The following is a 19,800-nucleotide window of genomic DNA, read 5'->3' on the forward strand; positions in this document are numbered from 1 at the left end:
ATAAGAATATTGACTGATGTTTTAAAAATTGAGAATAAAAATGAGTGAGGTGTAGATATATTGAATAAAAAACTTTATATAGGGATGGTCGGAATACTATCTTTAATGATGGTTGGTTGCAACAAAAGTTTGGCAAAAGTAAATGATGTGGAAATTACAAAAGAGCAATATCAAAAAACAAAAGCAGTTTTATCTGCCACTAATAGTTATGTAAATGGGCAATCTTTAGATGAATTGGAAAAAACTTTGGATAAAAAAGGTAGAAATAAATTAGAAAATGTTATAATATCGTTTATGGTGGATAATGAACTTTTATATCAAGAGGCTAAGGATAAAGGATTAACTCCAACTAAAAGTGAAGTAGACTCAAAATATCAAGAACTAGAAGCTAATATGAATTTGAATACAAGTTACAAAGAAAAAATGGACAAAGCAGGTGTTGATAAAGAATATTTAAAACAAGAAATATCTAAAGATTTAGCCATAGATAAAAATAAGAAGGCCTTTGAAGATAGAATAAATATAAGTGATGTAGATATGGAATCTTATTATACAAAACATAAAAAGGATTTTAATGTAGAAGAAGTAAGTGCTTCTCAGATACTTATATCAACTTTAGACAAAAACAAAAAAGAAGTAAGTAAAGATAAGAAAGAAGCTTTAAAGAAAGAGGCAGATAATATATTAACTAAAATCAAAAATGGAGAAAGTTTTGAAGAATTGGCTAAAAAATATTCAGATGACAAAGCAACTGGAAAAAACGGAGGACAGCTAGGATATTTTACAAAAGAAGACAAAAATGCTGAGTTTACAAAAGAAGTATTCAAATTAAAGAAAAATGAAGTTTCAAATGTATTTGAAACTAGTTATGGATATCATATAGTCAAAGTTACTGATAAAAGAGAAAGACAAAAAAGTTTTAACGAGTGTCAGAGTTTAATAAGAGAATCTATTTTAAATGAAAAGTATATTGAGCATGTAAAGAAACTGAATGAAGATGTGAAAATAGACAGATAGAATTTCTAAAAACTCAATCCTAGCCTGTAATCGGAGGGAGATTTTACAGGAATGTTTAAGAGTTTAAAGAGAACGAAGGTTGAGAAATATATTATCGATAATAAAGACTCTTTTTATAGAATTGCATATAGTTATACAAAGAATGAAGAAGATGCCTTAGATGTGGTTCAAGAAGCCATGTATAAGGCTCTATATTCAGTGGAAAATATTAAAGAAGTAAATTATATAAAGACATGGTTTTATAAAATTTTAGTTAGAACGAGCATAGATTTTATTAGGAAAAACCGTAAATATAATAATATGACAGATATTGACCATATAGATGAAACTGGAGAATGTGATAAATATACTGATTTAGATTTAAAGAGAGCTTTAGAAGAATTACCTATTGAGTATAAATCTATTATAATATTAAGATTTTTTGAAGATTTAAAGATTGAAGAAGTGGCAATAATATTGGATGAGAATGTGAATACTGTTAAAACTAGGCTATATACTGCTTTAAAAAAACTAAAATTAAAAATTGAAGAGTAGGGATAAAAAGAATGACAAGCAAAGAAAGGTTAGATAAGTTAAAAGAGGAGTATCATAAAATTCCAATACCAAAGAAACTAGATACTATAATAAATCATGAGAAAATAGAAAATATATATTACGAGAAAAATAAGAAAGTAAATAGATTGAGATTTAAAGTTGCAATAGCTTTTGCATGTATGTTTACAGTATTAGTAAATATAAGTCCTGTATTTGCAGATAATTTTTCTAAGATACCTATAATTGGAGGAATAGTAGAAGTAATAACTATAAAAAATTATAGTTTAAAGAGTGAAAATTATGAAGCTAAGATTGATATTCCGAAGATACAAGGTTTAAAAGACAAAAATTTAGAAAAGCGATTAAATAGTAGTTTTATGGAAGATGGAAAAAGACTTTATAATGAGTTTCAGCAAAGGATGGAAAAAATAGAATTATCGAAGAACAAAGAGCATAGGTCTTTAAGTTTGAGTTATAGTGTTAAAAATAATTCTAAAGATTTCCTCTCAATAGAAATGACAAAAAATGAGATAGAAGCATCATCCTGTGTTAGTAAGATACATTATAATGTTGATAAGAAAAGACAAATAGCTTTGACTTTACCTATGCTTTTTAAGAATGATAAATATGTAAAGGTTATTAGTGATAATATAAAAGAACAGATGAGAGAGCAGATTAAAAACGATAGTACAAAATCATATTTTATAGACCAAGAAAAAGATTTATCTGCTGAAGATTTTAAAACAATCAACAAATATCAAGATTTTTATATTAATAAAGATGGAAATCTGGTAATCAGTTTTGATGAATATGAAGTAGCACCTGGTTATATGGGAGCGGTAGAATTTGTAATACCATATGAAGTAATAAAAGATTTGTAAATTGAATAGTAGTTTATATATAAATATATTAAGGAGGTCAACATGAATACATGTAAAAAACCTAAAGAATCTATATTTAAAATTGCTATAATCTCAATCTGTTTAGTGGTATCATTAATAAATATAAAGCCTATATTTGCAGGGAACTTCTCTAATGAGACTCTAAACAGTAATACAATAAAGGTTTTAAATGATAAGAATCTCAGTTTTAAACAAGGTAATTATGAAGTTAAAATTAGCATTCCAAAAATAGAAGGTTTAAAAGATAAAGATTTAGAGAATAAATTAAATAATGAGTTTTTACAAAATGGAGAAAAACTTTACAGTGAATTTAAAAATGAAATGAAAAAAGAAAATAATAAAGGGCATAGATACTTAAATGTGAGTTATAACGTTAAAAATAACTCTAAGAATTTTCTATCTATAGAAGTTAAGAAAGAAGAGATAGAAGCATCTTCAACTGTAACTAAGAAGCATTATACTATTGATAAAAATAGAGAAATATTATTAAATTTACCAATATTTTTTAAAGATAGTAGATATATAAGAGCTATAAGTGATAATATAAAAGAGCAGATGAGAAATCAGATTAAAAAAGATGACACAAAATCCTATTTTATTGACCAAGGAAAAGATTCACCAATAAAGGATTTTGAATCTATAAGTAAGTATCAAGACTTTTATATTAATAAAAATGGAAACCTTGTAATTAGTTTTGATGAATATAAAGTAGCACCTGGTTATATGGGAGCAGTGGAATTTGTGATACCAAATAAGGTAATAAAAAACCTAAGATAGATATATAGACGATTTTTAGATAGACTGGTAAGGAGAATTATATGAATATATATGAACAAGCTATACAACTAATAGAAAATAAGGAGGATTTTGCATTTGCTACTATAACCTCTCACTCAGGTTCAACACCACGTGAAACTGGAGCCATGATGATTGTAAAAAATGATGGTAAAATATTTGGTTCAGTAGGTGGAGGAAGTGTAGAAGCTACATGTATAAAACATGCAATTAATGTCATAAAAAATAGGGAATCAATGTTGTATAAATTTACTCTAAATAAATCCGATGTAGCAAAACTGGGAATGATATGTGGTGGCACTGGAGAAATACAGATAGATTTTATTGATAGTAATTTAGAGAATAACATAGAAAGATTCAACAGAAATCTAAAAGAGAATATAAGTAAAGCATATATATTTGGAGCAGGTCATATCTCAAGAGATGTGGCTGTAATATTATCCCTTTTAGAATTTAGAACAGTGGTAATAGATGATAGAGAAGAATTTGCCAACTCTGAAAGATTTCCAGATTCAGAAGTAATAGTTTTAGACTCTTTTGAAGATATACCAGATTTTTCAATTGATGAAAATAGTTATATAATTATTTTAACAAGAGGACACCTATATGATTCAAGTGCTTTAGAATGGGCTCTTAAAAGAAATTCTGGATATATAGGCATGATTGGAAGTAGAACAAAGATTGGGTTAACATATGAAAAACTTATGAAAAAAGGTTTTAAAAAGGAAGAATTGGAAAAAGTTCATGCACCAATAGGTATAAAATTGGATGCTCAGACACCAGCTGAAATAGCTGTATGTATAGCTGCTGAACTAATAAATTGTAGAGCAAATAAGGAAAAAAGAAACTGATGAATGCAGTAAGAGAAGAAGCTGATATTTTAAATGTAACTTTAAAAGGAAATGAAATAAAAGTGATTTTGCTGTATAAAAATAGAAAAAATATTTCTATAAAAATAGACTCATTTGGTAAAATAATTGTAACAAGTCCCCCTAAAATCTCTAAAAAAGTAATAAGAGACATAATAATTGAAAAAGGAGATTGGATACTTGAAAAGTCTGAGAAATATAAGGACAGAGAAGAATCATACAGACAAAGAACGTTTATAGATGGTGAGAAATTTCTTTATTTAGGTAAAGAATATTGTTTAGTTATAAAAGAAAATTTGGAAAGTTCCATCATAAAAAGTAACTGTAAAATAAATCTTGATGAATCTCAAATAATTATTCAAACAAATGATACCAGTAAAGACTTCATTAGAGCATCTTTGAAGGATTGGTATAAAACAGAAAGCCAAAGAATAGTTTTAGAGAGAATAGATTTTCTTAAATCAACTTGTGAAATAATGAAGCAATTGATTCCAAAAAGTGTTAAGGTAAAAGAGCAAAAAAAGAGATGGGGAAGTTGCACATCTCAAAAAAATATTTATATAAATTCAAAAATATCTATGGCAAGATTAGATGTAATTGATTATATAATAATACATGAATTTAGCCATTTAATACATATGAACCATTCTAAAAAATTTTATGAATTGGTAAAATCTATTATGCCAAATTATAAAGAAAAAGAAAATTGGTTAAAAATAAATGGATATAAAATAATAATATGAAAACGGTTATTCCAAAACTTATATTTGCAATATAAAAAACAAATTATTGTGAAAAAAATAAATAATCTGAAAATTTTAAAAAAAGTCGTTGACATTATAAAGGATAGAGAATATAATCTATATTAACAACAAAACATATAGAAAATATAAACTTAAAAAATTAAAAGCGATGACAGAGACAATAATACTAATGGTGTTATCCACAGAGAACCAATGTTGCTGAGAATTGGTGTTAACAGTAGTATAATGATCACTCTGGAGCTTTTGTACTGAATATTTTTAGTAAGTACAAACGTCTGCCAACGTTACATGGCTAAGGTTAAGGTAATTGATTACCCGACCTGAAAAAAGAGTGGTAGATGTATTTTTATATCTACAAATAAGGTGGTACCGCGGAATATAACTTTCGTCCTTATAAGTAATATTTATATTGCTTATAAAGATGAAAGTTTTTTTATTTTAAGCGATATAAAAAGTTAAATCCATATAAAATTAATAAAAAATTATAAAAATAAGGAGGAATTTTTATGGAAAATACTGTATATGCTAAATTAAACCAAGGGATAGATTCTTTTTTAAGAGTGGCGATGACTCTTAGAAGGAGAGAAGTTGATATACAATCAATAAGTATGACTGTAGATAATATGAATAATTCAGGAATAAAATTAATAGTAAATGAAGAAAAAACGTCTTTAGATTGTGTTTTAAATCATATGAAGAAGCTACATGATATAAGAGAAATAACCGTTGAGAAAGTAAGACATTAATTAAATGTGTTTTATAAAAGAGAAACTAATGATAAATCTATTTATGTTAAAATAAAAAACTAAAGATAAATATTAAACTAGAAAAATCTTAGAATAAAAATACAAGTATCATTGAATTTGTTAGTTTTCTGCAAATTATAAAAACTGAAAATTCTAAAAATATAATTTAAAATCCTGTAGATTTAGAAATATAGTATATCAAGTAGCATAAAATCAATGATAATGAGTATAAATTTCTAATAAAAATAAATATCATAAAAATGAGAAAAAGTATTGGGAGGAAATAAAAATGGCAAAGATGTATTATGAAAATGATGTAAATTTAGAGGTCTTAAAAAATAAAAAGGTTGCAGTTTTAGGTTATGGGAGCCAAGGACATGCACATGCACAGAATCTTAGAGACAATGGTGTAGATGTAGTGGTAGGACTTTATGATGGAAGTAAATCAGCACAAAAAGCAAAAGAAGATGGGTTTGAAGTTAAAAGTGTAGCAGAAGCTACAAGAGAAAGTGATTTGACAATGATATTAATGCCAGATGAAAAACAAAAGAAAGTTTATGAAGAGAGTGTAAGGGATAACTTAAAAGAAGGTCAAACATTAGCATTTGCACATGGATTCAATATACATTATAACCAAATACAACCACCAGAATTTGTCGATGTTGTAATGGTAGCTCCTAAAGGACCTGGTCACCTAGTTAGAAATGTATTTACAAAAGGAAGTGGTGTTCCTGCACTATTTGCAGTATATCAAGATTACACTAGAAAAGCTACAGAGACAGTTTTAGCATATGCAAAAGGTATTGGAGCAACAAGAGCAGGTGTTTTAGAAACTACTTTTAAAGAAGAAACAGAAACAGATTTATTTGGAGAACAATCAGTACTTTGTGGTGGAATAAGTGAACTTATAAAATTAGGATATAAAACACTTGTAGATGCAGGATATCAAAAAGAAGTAGCATATTTTGAATGTCTACATGAAATGAAACTAATAGTTGACCTTATATATGAAGGTGGATTTGAAAGAATGAGATATAGCATAAGTGATACAGCAGAATATGGAGATTATGTATCTGGTAAAAGAGTAATAACTGATGTAGCAAAACAAGGTATGCAAGAAGTTTTAGAAGACATACAAAATGGAAAATTTGCGAAAGCATGGATTAAAGAAAATGAAGAAGGACGTGAAAATTTCCTTAAAACTAGAGAAGCAGAATATGCTACAGAAATAGCTGAAGTTGGAAGAAATCTAAGAAGTATGATGTCATTCTTAAAATAAATATATTAAATGGATTAGTTTGAGGGAAAGAGTGGTGCATGGTAGTGCGTATGAACGGAGCAAAAGTAATTTTAGAATGCTTGAAGAAAGAGGGAGTTGACACAGTATTTGGATATCCTGGTGGAGCAGTGATACCTCTTTATGATGCTCTATATGATTATCAAGATGATTTCAGACATATAAGGACATCTCATGAACAAGGTTTAGTTCATGCATCAGATGGGTATGCAAGAAGTACTAACACAGTGGGGGTTTGCTTTACAACATCTGGTCCAGGAGCAACAAATGCTATAACTGGAATAGCAACAGCTTTTATGGATTCTTCTCCTATGGTTGTGATTTCAGGGCAAGTTCCAACAAGTTTATTAGGTAAAGATTCTTTTCAAGAGATTGATATAACAGGAGCAAGCCTGTCTATGACAAAACATAATTATCTAGTTAGGAGTACTAAAGAATTGATTCCTACAATAAAGGAAGCCTTTAAGGTTGCAAATTCAGGAAGAAAAGGCCCAGTACTTGTAGATGTTCCAAAGGACTTATTTTTAGCAGAAATGGATTTTAGTGATGAGGATTATGATTCATGTCAAATAGATGATTATATGGACTATAAGAATGATTTTGATTTAGAGGATGAAATAAATGTTAAGCTTTTAAGCGATGCAATAGATATAATAAGAGATTCTAAAAGACCTATAATATATGCTGGTGGAGGTGTTAAGTCTTCAGATAGTGAGGAAATTCTTGAAAAATTTGCATACAAAATAGATACACCTGTATTAAACACACTTATGGGACTTGGTAATATAGATAGAAAAAATGAGTTATCTCTTGGTATGGTTGGAATGCATGGAAGTAGAGAAAGTAATTTAGCTCTTTCTAATTCAGATTTGGTTATAGCTATAGGGGCAAGATTTAGTGACAGAGTAATAAGTAAAAGTTCTGAATTTGCTAAAAATGCAAAAGTAATTCACATAGACATAGACCCATCTGAAATAAGTAAAAATATAAAATCAAATGTATCTCTAGTTGGAGATGTGAAATTTATCCTTAGTTTACTATTAGAAAAAGTGGATAGTAAGGATAATAGTAACTGGAAAGAAGAAATAAAGACTTTTAGAAAGAGTGAGGGTATACAAGAAAGAGAGTTTCATCCACAAAATATACTTAGAAAAATAAATGAGAAATATGAAAGATTAGATAATCCTACTATAGTGGTAACTGATGTTGGTCAGCATCAAATGTGGGCTGCTAAATACTGGAGTTTTAAAGGTAATAGAAGTTTTATAACATCGGCAGGGCTAGGCACTATGGGATTTGGTCTAGGTGCAGCTATTGGAACTAAAGTTGGCAATGTAGACAAAAATGTAGTTTTGGTTACTGGTGATGGAAGCTTTAGAATGAATTGTAATGAACTAGCTACAGTTTCAAACTATAATGTACCTATACTTATTTTATTGCTTAATAATAGGACATTAGGAATGGTAAGACAATGGCAGAAATTGTTTTCTAATCAAAGATACTCTCAAACTGATATTGATGAAAATGTAGACTATGTTAAACTTGTAAATGCTTATAATATTGATGGATATAAGGTATCTGATATGGAAGGATTAGAAAAAGTTCTAGCTGTAATGGATTTTGATAAACCTGTGTTTTTGCAATGTGATATAGACAAGGATTATGATGTTTATCCTATTGTAGCTCCGAATGATGCATTAGAAAATTTAATATGTAACTAAGGCTTATACTGAATGTTGATAAAGTTTTTTATTAAAATTTTATTGATGTTCAGTTTTTTATTTAGGTGTAGATTTTTTTATCTTTGTAAATAAATTACTAAATGTATAATTAAGTATTTATTAAATCTTAATTATGTAACTTAGAATAAGGTTGTACTTCAATCAAATAATAATTTATGGAGGTATTTATATGTTAATACTCCTTCTTTTTAAAAAATTTTTAAAAAATAATTTGATATTTTTCATTTTGTTTTGCCTTAGTAAATATATAAAAACTTAAATATATATAGTTAAGATGGGTATACACTTATTATAAGTGTATATCTATTTTTTTATTGCAAAACATATAATAAAATAATAAATGAGGTGGTACTGTGGAAAATAATAGAAAACCTAATAATCTAATAAATGAAAAATCTCCATATCTTTTACAACACGCGTATAATCCTATAAATTGGTATAGCTGGAATGATGAAGCCTTTAGAAAAGCAAAGGAAGAAGATAAACCAATATTTTTAAGTGTAGGGTATTCAACATGTCATTGGTGTCATGTTATGGAAAAAGAATCTTTTGAGGATAAAGAAGTTGCTGAAATAATGAACAAAAACTTTATAGCAATAAAAGTAGATAAAGAAGAAAGACCTGATATAGATAGTGTATATATGACAGTTTGCCAAGCTATGACAGGTAGTGGTGGATGGCCAATGACAATAATAATGACACCAGATAAAAAACCTTTTTTTGCAGGAACATATTTCCCAAAATATTCAAGATATAATAGACCTGGTGTTATAGATTTATTAGAAAGTGTGTCTGATAAATGGAATACAAACAAAGATATACTTATAAAATCTGGAGATGAAATAATAGAAGCTCTTAAAGATGATTTTGGCGTAAAAAATACGGAGGGTGAGTTATCAAAAGATATGTTAAATTCATCTATTAGGATATTTAAGGCTATCTATGATGAAAAGTATGGTGGTTTTGGAAACGCACCTAAATTTCCAAGCCCTCAGAACCTTATGTTTTTGATTAAATACTATACTATAGAAAAAGATGAAGATGTGTTAAGAATGGTAGAAAAAACTTTAGATGGGATGTATAAAGGTGGTTTGTTTGACCATATCGGATTTGGTTTTTCAAGATATTCAACTGATAAAAAATGGCTAGCACCTCATTTTGAGAAAATGTTATATGATAATGCCATGCTTACAATAGCTTATTTGGATGCATATAAAATAACAAAAAAAGAATTATATAAAGAAATTGCTATAAAGACTATAGATTATGTAATTAGAGAGATGCAAGATAAAGAAGGTGGCTTTTATTCAGCACAGGATGCTGATAGTGAAGGTGAAGAAGGAAAATTCTATATATTTAATCCTCTTGAAATAATTGAAGTACTGGGAGAAGAAGATGGAAAGTTTTTTAATGATTATTTTGATATAACTAATGGTGGAAATTTTGAAGGTAAAAGTATCCCAAATCTTATAAAAAACAAAGAATATGATAGACATAATGAAAAAATAGCTAATCTTAGTAAAAAGGTATTTGAATATAGAAAAGAGAGAACATCTTTGCATAAAGATGATAAGATACTTACTTCATGGAATGCATTGATGATAGTAGCTTTGGCAAAGGCTTATAATACTCTAAAAAATGATGTGTACTTAGAGTATTCAAATAGATGTCTTGATTTTATAAGTGATAAACTTGTAAATGAGTCGGGGAGATTGTTAGCTAGATATAGAGAAGGAAGTTCTGATTATTTAGCTTATTTAGATGATTATGCTTTTTTAATATGGGCATATATAGAGCTTTATGATTCAACGTTTGATATGAGATATTTAGAAAAGGCATTGAATTTAAATGAAAGCTGTATTGACCTTTTTTGGGATTATGGAAAAAGTGGATTCTATATATATGGTAAAGATAGTGAAAATTTAATAGCAAGACCAAAAGATTTGTATGATGGTGCTATTCCATCAGGAAATTCTGTTCAACTATACAACCTTATAAGACTTTCAAAAATTACTGGTGATAGTAAACTTGAAGAACTATCGTATAAACAATTAAAACTATATGCAGATAATGTAAAAAGCTCTCCAACAGGATATAGTTTCTATATGCTTTCATTGATGTATGAGCTTTATCCAACTAGAGAAATTGTATGTATTTTAAAAGAAGATTTTGATTTGAGTGGATTTAAGGACTTAATAAGTGGAAAATTTATACCAAATACGACCTTTTTAGTGAAGAAATACAATGAAGAAAATACTAAGATAGATTTTTTGAAGGATTATAAATTAAAGAATAATGAGACTACCTATTATGTATGTCAAAACAATAGCTGTAGCCAACCGTTTAATGATTTACAAAAACTAAGAGATATAATTTCTACAACAGAATAATTGTAACATTAAAAAACTCAGTATTGGTATTTGATACTGAGTCTTTTATTTATACTATTTCATTTTCTATGAGTCCATATATTTTTTCACCAAAGCTGAATATAAATACACCTAATATAATAATTGAACCACCAATTACTGTGGACCAGTCTGGAATTTCCCCCACAATCAAAAATCCAAGAATACTTGTCAAAAATGGAGTAAGAAACATATAGTTACTTACCTGTGCAGTTTGCTTTGCCTTTTCAAAGGCTTTTGACCAAGATACATAGGCAATGGCACTTGAAAAAATTCCTAAAATAGCAATATAGAGAAGTTGAATTCTTGGAGCATATAAGACTTCATTAATAGAAGCTGGAAGAAATATAGCAAGTAAAACTGTTCCTGAAAAAATGCTGAATGCAGAAGTTTGTAAAGCAGAATAAGTCTTTGTAAGTTTACGTTGTAAAATGTTATATACACTAAGTGCTAAAGCTGCTAATAAAAGCCATAAAAGACCTGTATTTATAGAGAATATACCATTCATTAAAGTTAAAACTAATATGCCTATGAATTCAATAGCAATTGCTATCCATTGGACTATTTTTATTTTTTCATGACATACAAAATGAGCTAACAAGGCAGTAATTACAGGAACTGTAGCAATTACAACACTACCTGTGGAAGCTGTAACGGTTTCTTGACCTTTGTTAAAGGCAATCATATAAAGGAAAAATCCGACAGCTCCAGATGCTAAGAACCAAAGCAAATCAGATTTTTTTGGAAGTTTCATCTTTATAAGAATAACAACAATAATTAAACTACCAGAAGCAACCAAATATCGAAGAAAGCCTAACGAAAACGCTGAAAAATATTGCAAAGTTAACCTTGTAAGTACATAAGCTATAGACCAAAATACAATTGTTATGATTGCATATGGATGAAAACTATCTTTTAATTTCATATTATCACCTTTCTTTAACTCTGTCAGTTTTATTTACTTTCTTTCTTTTTCTTGAAAATTCTTCGAGTACTTCAGATTTAATTTTATCTAACTCTTTATCTTCCATAAAATTAGCATCTTCTTCAAATCCATCTTGCTCTTCACCATTAAAACGGTACATTTTTTTTAGTAAACTCCATAAAGTTTCTAGTTCATCTTTACTAAATTCATGAAACACATCAGCCATAAAATTTATTCCAATTTTACTACATGTTATCATAACTTCTTTTCCTAAGTTTGTAATTTTAACATTAATTGCCCTTTTATCATGAGGACTTGGAACTACTTCAACATATCCACTTTTTTCAAGATTAGAAACTAGTCTGTTTATGTTTTGTTTACTTGTACCCATTTTTTTTGCAATATTATTTAATGTTGTTTCTTCTTCAGGTAAATGGAGAATAGACAAAATAGTCATATACTGTCTTGAAGTAAGTATACCAAAATATCTATCTCCTTCTATCTGTATTTTGTTTGTAAGGGTAAAAAGAGTAGCATAAGTTTGATTCATTAGAAAGAGTTCTTTTAATTCATTTGAATAATCCATGAAATATCTCCTTTATCTTTGAATAGTATTTTAACGAAAACAGAATATCATGAATTGATTCCAATGTCAATATGATGTCCAAGTATATCTAGGTATTATTTTTTTTATTTAAGTTACTAAATTATTACATAACTTTGTATTGTCATTTGTATCAATTATTAGTAAATCATAAAGCCTATAGAAAAATTTTGACTTGAAAATGCTTGTAATATAATATATAAGTTAATATACTGAATAAAATTAATCTGGAGGGATAATTATGAAGTGTACAAACTTTACTTTCAAAGGAGAGGAAGATTTAGATATATATACATATAAATGGGAAGATGAAAATATAAAAAATCCAAAAGCAGTTATCCAAATTTCACATGGAATGGCTGAAACTGCACAAAGATATGAGCATTTTGCTAAAGAGCTTACTAAAAATGGATATATAGTATATATTAACGACCATAGAGGTCATGGAAAGACTGCAAAGACAATAGAAAATGTTGGGCATTTAGCTGAAAAAGAAGGATTTAGATGTCTTGTAGAAGATATGCACACTTTAACAAATATTATAAAAAAGGAAAATGAGAATTTACCAATTTATCTATTTGGGCATAGTATGGGTTCATTTGCAAGTCAAAGATACATAATGAATTACAGTGAGAATTTATCTGGTCTTATACTATGTGGTTCAAATGGAAAACAAGGTATTATTTTAAATTTTGCTCATATCATAATTAATCGTGAAATTAAAAAACATGGAAGAAGCTCCAGAAGTAATAAAATAAATGATTTGATATTTGGTGGAGAAATCAGAAAAAGAAATAGAAATACTAAATTTAATTGGCTAAGTAGAGATAGAGAACAAGTTGAGAAATATATAAATGACCCATTTTGTGGAGTAGTGTGTAGTTGTGGATTTTTTTATGATTTGGTTCAAGGATTAAAAGAAATTGAGGACAAGCAAAATCTAAAAAAAATACCTCTTGATATTCCTATTTATATAATATCTGGTGATAAAGACCCTATAGGAAAAAATGGAAAGGGAGTATTAAGACTAAGGGACAGATATATAAATTTAGGGATAAAAGATGTATCTTGCAAACTTTACAAAGATGGAAGACATGAATTATTAAATGAGATAAATAAGGAAGAGGTATTTGAGGACATAATCTGCTGGTTAAATAATAAAATAGACACATTGTAATAAAGAAATAATATAATGCAATATTACCCTTATAGTATTAGGTCTATAAATGATTTATTTATATTAAATGTGTTCTTTATGATAATGTCACTTATAGTATAAATAAGTGTGATTACAAACATGTTATTAATAGCAGGTATTATCATTAGATGTGGAATCTACTTTAGGTCAATGAAAGAAAATTTGAGACTAAAATATAACCAATGGTTAAATTATGAACATTTTATTAACTTTGCCTCGATTTACTAGTAAATACTTTTTTTATATACTTAAATTACAACAGATGTACTAGGGAGGTATATATGCAAATTAAAATAGGTAAAGTCATACAAACTCTTAGAAAAGAAAGAAATCTAACTCAAGAGCAATTGGCAAAATTTATAGGGGTTTCAACACCTGCAGTATCAAAATGGGAAAGTGGAAATTCTTATCCTGACATAGAATTATTACCTTTATTATCGGATTTTTTTAATGTATCTATTGATAAGCTTATGAATTATAAGATTGATTTAAGTGAAGAAGAAGTAATGAAAATTTATCAAGAATTAGAAGCAATTTTTGCTGGGATTGAAATTGATTTATCAACAGAAGAACCAAAAGAAGAATGTAAAGGAGACTTAGAATCTGTGAAAAAACTTTCTAATATGTACATAGAGAAGTATCCTAGATGTTATTTATTAAAATTAAAGATATGCTCACTGTACCAGATGTATTCATATAAATTTGGTAAGAATGAGTTGAACAACAAAGTAAAAGAAACAACAAATATTCTTGAAGATATAGTAAGAAATACAGATGAGATTCAAATAAAAGAAACAGCACTCATTATATTATCAAATGCATATTATATGTTGGAGGATTATGAAAAGGCAGAGTTGTACCTAAATATGATACATGAACCAATAGGAGATACAAGTGTCAATTTAGCTATGATATATTTAAGTCAAAATAGATTAGAAGAAGCAGAAATATTGCTTCAAAATAAATTGTTTAGTAATGTGTTTAATGTAAGTATGGATTGTAAAGGAATAATCAATATATACAAATATCAATACAAGGAATTAAAGCAAAAATTGGAAGATGTAGATTCAAATAAAAAAGTAATAGAGAAAGAGATGGAATATATAAAAAATAAGTTACTTGGGTATGCAAACTTTTCTTTAGAAATAAAAAAAATACTTAGTGAAGATAAAGGAGCATTTTTTAATATATATATGGATTATATGGAATTATCTTTAACTTTTCTATTTTTTAATATGAAAGAAGAAGCTAAAAAAGCTTTATATAGTCTAAAAGAAACATTAGAAAGACATCCTATACATGAAAGTTTGGATGTTAGTCAAATGAGATTTTTTGACAAAGTAAAATCTAAAAATTCATATACTTTTAATATATATACGAACCTGTTAATTATGTTTAGTGATGATAGTTATAATGAACTTAGAGAAGAGCCAGTTTTTGAGTCTATAATTGAAAAAATTATGGAATTAGAGAAATTGCTAAAAGATAAATGATAAATAAAAATTTAGTATAGGGTTTTTAAGTTAAAAGGAGATGTTTTAATATAAAAATTTGAATCATCTCCTTTATTGTGCGAAAATAGAAAATAATTTCATAAGATAACCTGATTTATGGAATAATTCTTTTGTTCAAGGAGAAAGAACATTTTATTTTTATAACATTAATTAATATTAAATAGAAAAGAGAGTATGATTATGAAAGTAGATTATAAAGTACTAGGAAAAAGAATTAGAACTGCTAAGATTTAGAATAGTAGTATATTTAAATATTAAAAAAGCAGCTAACTATAATAAATTAACTGCTCTATATAATTGTTAGGATATTTTTAAAAGTTCAATAAATGGGATTGTATTTAGAAACTCATTACATGATTTATTAAGTATTGATTAAATTTATCATATTCTATTTTAGATAGAATTTCTGGATAAGACATTACAATTAGATGATGACCACTAAATTTATCTTGGTATGGTGGATGAATATGTTCATAATCATTTGACTTATATTTTACTCTCTCATAGAACTTCTTACGCTGGATTGAAATATCATCAATGGGAGGGTCAATTTCTAAAATAACAGTTTTCTCTCTTTTATTTAGGAGTTCCAATGTCTTTTGTCCATACCTATTATTGCGCATTTTTGGAAAAATACAGAAATGTTCTACATAAATAAAGTTTTCTGTTTCCCAACACAAAATTATGCCAACAAACTGGTCTTTATCATAAATTAAATTGAATTGATATTCTTCATTTTCCATAATTTCTGATTGTAAAGAAGATTTTCTCTGTTCATGAAATGGGAAACTAGTTTTATACAATTCCATAGCCTTATAGTATAATCTATCTTCAATGGTTCTCAAACGTTCAAATTTCATTTTGTTCCTCCTAATCGTAAGAATTTCCAATATACATGTAAATTAATTTTATCATAGTTAATATTGGTATACAATGTGTTTTCATTTGTGCATCATTTCTAAGTTTTGTTTTCTTTATCATGATAATGATTTTAGAAGTTACAAAAAAGTTACATAAATTTGAAAAGCTATAATATACATATATAATATAAGATTAAATCTGTAATGAATAATACTAATTTGAAGTTTGAATATGGAGGGAGATTATTATGGAGAAAAAAGAAAAGAGGATAATAATATCATCTTTATTAAGTGTATCAATTTTAATGAGTTTGGTAAGTATCTATTCTATATTAAATAAAGAAGATATATGTTTAACAGTTAAAGGTCAAGAACAAAAAGTCTCTTCATTAAAAAAAACAGTTGAAGAACTCTTGGATGAACAGGGCATTAAGTATAATTCTGAAGATAAAATTAATCCAAGTTTAGATACAGAATTAAAAGATGATATGAAAATAAAAGTTGTAAAAGTAACTAATAACCAAAAAGAAGAAATTGAAAAGATTCCATTTGAGACAAAGCATATAAATGATAGTAATTTATTAAAAGGAAAATCTAAGGTCTATCAAGAGGGAAAAGAAGGAGAAAAAAAACTAGTCTATAAATTAACTTACCATGATGGAGAGTTAGTCAAAAAAGTCCTATCAAAGGAATTAATATCTAAGGAGCCAACTACAAAAATTATAAAATATGGAACTAAAGAAAAAGTATTAATTGCATCAAGAGGAGCAAATATAAGAGGTGGAAAACATATGAAAGTGGTCGCTACTGCATATGCAGGAGATACAATAACATCAACTGGAACAACTCCGAGATGGGGTGTTATTGCGGTTGACCCAAGTATAATACCATATGGAACAAAAGTATATATACCTAAGTTGGGTATGACTTTTGTAGCAGAAGATTGTGGAGGTGCAATTAAAGGAAACAGAATAGATATTTTTATGAATAGTGAAGGAAGTGCATCTAATTGGGGAAGAAAGAGTATAGATATATATCTACATTAAATTAGTGGCTATAATAACTTTACTTGAAAGATAAAAAAGTATAAAATATGAATTAACTAAACTGTTAGATTATTCTTGAAACATAAAAATATATCTAAGGGGGGATAAGATGAAAATAGTCTGCTTAGGAGACAGTTTAACATATGGGTTTGGAGTATCACGAAGTAATTCATGGACAAACATTGTTAATAAAGAGACTCGATTAGAAATAATAAATAAGGGTATAAATGGTGATACAACAAGTGGTATGTTAGTTAGATTTAATGAAGATGTTGTAAAAAATTCTCCTGATATAGTTTTTATAATGGGTGGTACCAATGATTTGATTGTTGGAGCAGGAAATGAAGTTATTAATTCTAATATAATGGCTATAGTACATCAGGCATATTCAAAAAATATAATACCTATAATAGGTATACCATTGAGACCAGATATTCCAAATGTTAGAGAAGATTGGAGTCGCTTCACTGATTTTAATATAGTATCTGAAAAGTTAGAATTATATAATTGTTGGGTAAAAAAGTTTAGTGTAACATTTAATACTGAGTTTGTAGATTTTTATTCGAGATATAATAAGTGTATGGAACAAGAAGGTTATAAAAAATTGTATTTTGATGGATTACATCCAACTAAGGAAGGTCATAGAATAATGGCAGATATTTTTATTAATTCAGTTAATAAGTATACAGAAGAATTATAATTATATAAAAAATATTTATTTATACGATTATAATAAACACATAAGATATGGAGGGTTTTATTATGGATTATACAAAAACTTATGAAGAGTGGGTAAAAAGTTCATATTTTGATGAAGATACAAAGATAGAATTAGATAAGATAAAAGATAATAAAAAAGAAATAGAAGATAGATTTTATAAGGATTTAGAGTTTGGTACTGCTGGTCTTAGAGGTATAATCGAAGCAGGTACAAATAGAATAAACAAATACACAGTTAGAAGAGCTACTTTTGGATTGGCCAACTATATATTAGAAAATACGACAGCTGAAGAAAAAAATAGAGGAGTAGTGATAGCTCATGATAATAGACATAAGTCTAGAGAATTCTGTATAGAGTCTGCAAATACTTTGGCAGCATGTGGTATAAAAGCATATATATTTGATAGTTTAAGAACCACTCCAGAATTATCTTTTGCGGTTAGAAATCTAAATGCAATAGCTGGTATAGTTATAACAGCTAGTCATAATCCTCCTGAATATAATGGATATAAGGTATATTGGGAAGATGGAGCACAAGTTATGCCAGATATAGCAAATGCAATAACTGAGAAAGTAAATAGTATACATGATTACAGTATAATACCAACTTTAAGCGAAGCTAATAAAAATTTAGTTGTTTTGTTGGATGAATCACAGGATACTGAATTTATAGAAGCTGTAAAGAGTCAAATCATAAGAACAGACTTAGTTAAAAATATAGGTAAAACTTTTAAAATAGTTTATACACCTCTTTGTGGAACAGGTAATATTCCGATAAGAAGAGCATTAAAAGAAGTTGGATTTGAAAATATAATTGTAGTTCCAGAAGAAGAAAATCCAGACCCAAATTTTGCAGGTCTTGATTATCCAAATCCAGAAGAGAAAAAAGCTTTAAATAGAGGAATATTACTTGCAAAAGAAAAAGGAGCTGACCTTGTAATAGCAACTGACCCAGATTGTGATAGAGTAGGAGTAGCTGTAAAAACTACCACAGGAGAGTATGCTCTACTTACAGGTAATCAAATTGGTGGTATGTTGACACATTATATAATAGAAGGTCTAAGAGAAAATAATAAATTAAAAGAAAATTCTACAATGATAAAGACCATAGTTACATCAGAGTTTGGAGCAGATATAGCCAAAGCAAACAATGTTGATGTGTTAAATGTTCTTACAGGTTTTAAATTTATTGGCGAAAAAATAAAATTATTTGAACAAAATAAAGATAGAAATTATGTATTTGGATATGAAGAAAGTTATGGTTATTTAGTTGGTACTCATGCGAGAGATAAAGATGGAGTAGTTTCTTCATTATTAATATCTGAGATGGCAGCATTTTACTATTCAAAAGGCATGAGCTTATATGAAGGTTTATTAGAGCTTTATAAAAAATATGGATTTTTTAAAGAGCAGACTATATCTCTGACTTTGAAGGGTATAGAAGGTGTAGAAAAGATAAAAGAAATAATATCTCACTTTAGAGAAAATCAAATTGATTATATAAATGACATTAAAGTAGTAGACAAAAAAGATTATAAAAAAGGTATAGATAACCTTCCTAAGTCTGATGTTTTAAAATACTTCTTGGAAGATGAATCTTGGGTAGCAATACGACCATCTGGAACAGAGCCAAAACTTAAATTCTACATAGCTGTAAAAGGGGCTAATGAGGCCGAAGCAGATGAAAAGCTTAATGGTCTAAAAGAATATATAGATACTATGGTTGAAAAATTAAAATAAAAGATATTTAACTATTTTAATAGTTTTATGATAATATTTATTTAGCTGAAAATTATAATTTACTTTCATTGATTAAAATATGGAAATGTTAGTAGAATTGTTATTTTCAGCTTTTATTT

The 19,800-nt window shown here is 27.5% G+C and carries 18 protein-coding genes and 1 other annotated feature; of the genes, 15 read left to right on the plus strand and 3 right to left on the minus strand.

Going from position 1 to position 19,800, the window contains the following annotated elements; all coding sequences use genetic code 11:
• The first annotated feature begins 60 nt into the window (after positions 1-60).
• The 10 genes from ACTG47_RS07860 to ACTG47_RS07905 all read left to right on the plus strand — a co-directional run bounded on the left by ACTG47_RS07860 (position 61) and on the right by ACTG47_RS07905 (position 11,056).
• A complete protein-coding gene (locus ACTG47_RS07860) occupies positions 61-1,017 on the plus strand; it encodes a peptidylprolyl isomerase (protein ID WP_479926722.1) in 957 nt (318 codons plus the stop codon).
• Positions 1,018-1,068: 51 nt separating this feature from the next.
• Entirely contained in the window at positions 1,069-1,551 is a 483-nt protein-coding gene (locus ACTG47_RS07865) for an RNA polymerase sigma factor (protein WP_021384362.1), read from the plus strand.
• 11 nt (positions 1,552-1,562) lie between these two features.
• Complete coding sequence (gene rsiV / locus ACTG47_RS07870; RefSeq protein ID WP_479926723.1) at positions 1,563-2,432, plus strand: anti-sigma-V factor RsiV; 870 nt, start codon at positions 1,563-1,565, stop codon at positions 2,430-2,432.
• Between the two features lie 42 nt (positions 2,433-2,474).
• Positions 2,475-3,230: an anti-sigma-V factor RsiV gene (gene rsiV / locus ACTG47_RS07875; protein WP_479926724.1), complete on the plus strand. Its 756-nt coding sequence runs from the start codon at positions 2,475-2,477 to the stop codon at positions 3,228-3,230.
• 41 nt (positions 3,231-3,271) lie between these two features.
• Complete coding sequence (locus tag ACTG47_RS07880; RefSeq protein WP_479926725.1) at positions 3,272-4,099, plus strand: XdhC family protein; 828 nt, start codon at positions 3,272-3,274, stop codon at positions 4,097-4,099.
• Positions 4,099-4,860 (plus strand): M48 family metallopeptidase, encoded by a 762-nt coding sequence (locus ACTG47_RS07885; RefSeq protein ID WP_479926726.1) that lies wholly within the window; start codon positions 4,099-4,101, stop codon positions 4,858-4,860. The genes ACTG47_RS07880 and ACTG47_RS07885 overlap by 1 nt, the downstream gene beginning before the upstream one ends.
• 160 nt (positions 4,861-5,020) lie before the next feature.
• Positions 5,021-5,277: a binding site (T-box leader), on the plus strand.
• 110 nt (positions 5,278-5,387) lie between these two features.
• Positions 5,388-5,627, plus strand: coding sequence for an ACT domain-containing protein (locus tag ACTG47_RS07890; RefSeq protein WP_021384344.1), 240 nt, complete (start codon positions 5,388-5,390; stop codon positions 5,625-5,627).
• Between the two features lie 232 nt (positions 5,628-5,859).
• A complete protein-coding gene (gene ilvC / locus ACTG47_RS07895) occupies positions 5,860-6,906 on the plus strand; it encodes a ketol-acid reductoisomerase (protein ID WP_479927074.1) in 1,047 nt (348 codons plus the stop codon).
• 50 nt (positions 6,907-6,956) lie between these two features.
• A complete protein-coding gene (gene ilvB / locus ACTG47_RS07900) occupies positions 6,957-8,645 on the plus strand; it encodes a biosynthetic-type acetolactate synthase large subunit (protein WP_479926727.1) in 1,689 nt (562 codons plus the stop codon).
• A 374-nt stretch (positions 8,646-9,019) separates the two neighbouring features.
• Entirely contained in the window at positions 9,020-11,056 is a 2,037-nt protein-coding gene (locus ACTG47_RS07905) for a thioredoxin domain-containing protein (RefSeq protein WP_479926728.1), read from the plus strand.
• A 49-nt stretch (positions 11,057-11,105) separates the two neighbouring features.
• Here the strand turns inward: ACTG47_RS07905 and ACTG47_RS07910 are convergent, their stop codons facing one another.
• Positions 11,106-11,999, minus strand: a complete 894-nt coding sequence (locus ACTG47_RS07910) for a DMT family transporter (protein WP_169468199.1) — start codon at positions 11,997-11,999, stop codon at positions 11,106-11,108.
• 4 nt (positions 12,000-12,003) lie between these two features.
• Positions 12,004-12,585 carry a MarR family winged helix-turn-helix transcriptional regulator gene (locus ACTG47_RS07915; protein ID WP_479926729.1) on the minus strand — a complete coding sequence of 194 codons (582 nt, stop codon included), beginning with the start codon at positions 12,583-12,585 and terminating at the stop codon, positions 12,004-12,006.
• 259 nt (positions 12,586-12,844) lie between these two features.
• On the opposite strand from ACTG47_RS07915, the gene ACTG47_RS07920 reads away from it, so the two are divergent.
• Together ACTG47_RS07920 and ACTG47_RS07925 are read left to right on the plus strand one after the other, a co-directional pair.
• On the plus strand, positions 12,845-13,780 hold the full coding sequence (locus ACTG47_RS07920; RefSeq protein WP_479926730.1) for an alpha/beta hydrolase: 936 nt from the start codon (positions 12,845-12,847) through the stop codon (positions 13,778-13,780).
• Positions 13,781-14,082: 302 nt separating this feature from the next.
• A complete protein-coding gene (locus tag ACTG47_RS07925; protein WP_479926731.1) occupies positions 14,083-15,294 on the plus strand; it encodes a helix-turn-helix domain-containing protein in 1,212 nt (403 codons plus the stop codon).
• 359 nt (positions 15,295-15,653) lie between these two features.
• Here the strand turns inward: ACTG47_RS07925 and ACTG47_RS07930 are convergent, their stop codons facing one another.
• A complete protein-coding gene (locus tag ACTG47_RS07930; RefSeq protein ID WP_479926732.1) occupies positions 15,654-16,175 on the minus strand; it encodes a GNAT family N-acetyltransferase in 522 nt (173 codons plus the stop codon).
• A gap of 248 nt (positions 16,176-16,423) precedes the next feature.
• On the opposite strand from ACTG47_RS07930, the gene ACTG47_RS07935 reads away from it, so the two are divergent.
• The 3 genes from ACTG47_RS07935 (at position 16,424) to ACTG47_RS07945 (ending at position 19,681) form a co-directional block, all read left to right on the plus strand.
• Entirely contained in the window at positions 16,424-17,221 is a 798-nt protein-coding gene (locus ACTG47_RS07935) for a G5 domain-containing protein (RefSeq protein ID WP_479926733.1), read from the plus strand.
• A gap of 109 nt (positions 17,222-17,330) precedes the next feature.
• Positions 17,331-17,921, plus strand: a complete 591-nt coding sequence (locus tag ACTG47_RS07940; protein ID WP_479926734.1) for an SGNH/GDSL hydrolase family protein — start codon at positions 17,331-17,333, stop codon at positions 17,919-17,921.
• Between the two features lie 62 nt (positions 17,922-17,983).
• Entirely contained in the window at positions 17,984-19,681 is a 1,698-nt protein-coding gene (locus ACTG47_RS07945) for a phospho-sugar mutase (RefSeq protein WP_479926735.1), read from the plus strand.
• The last annotated feature ends 119 nt before the right edge of the window (positions 19,682-19,800 follow it).

It is taken from the genome of Clostridioides sp. LIBA-6622 (assembly GCF_056716095.1).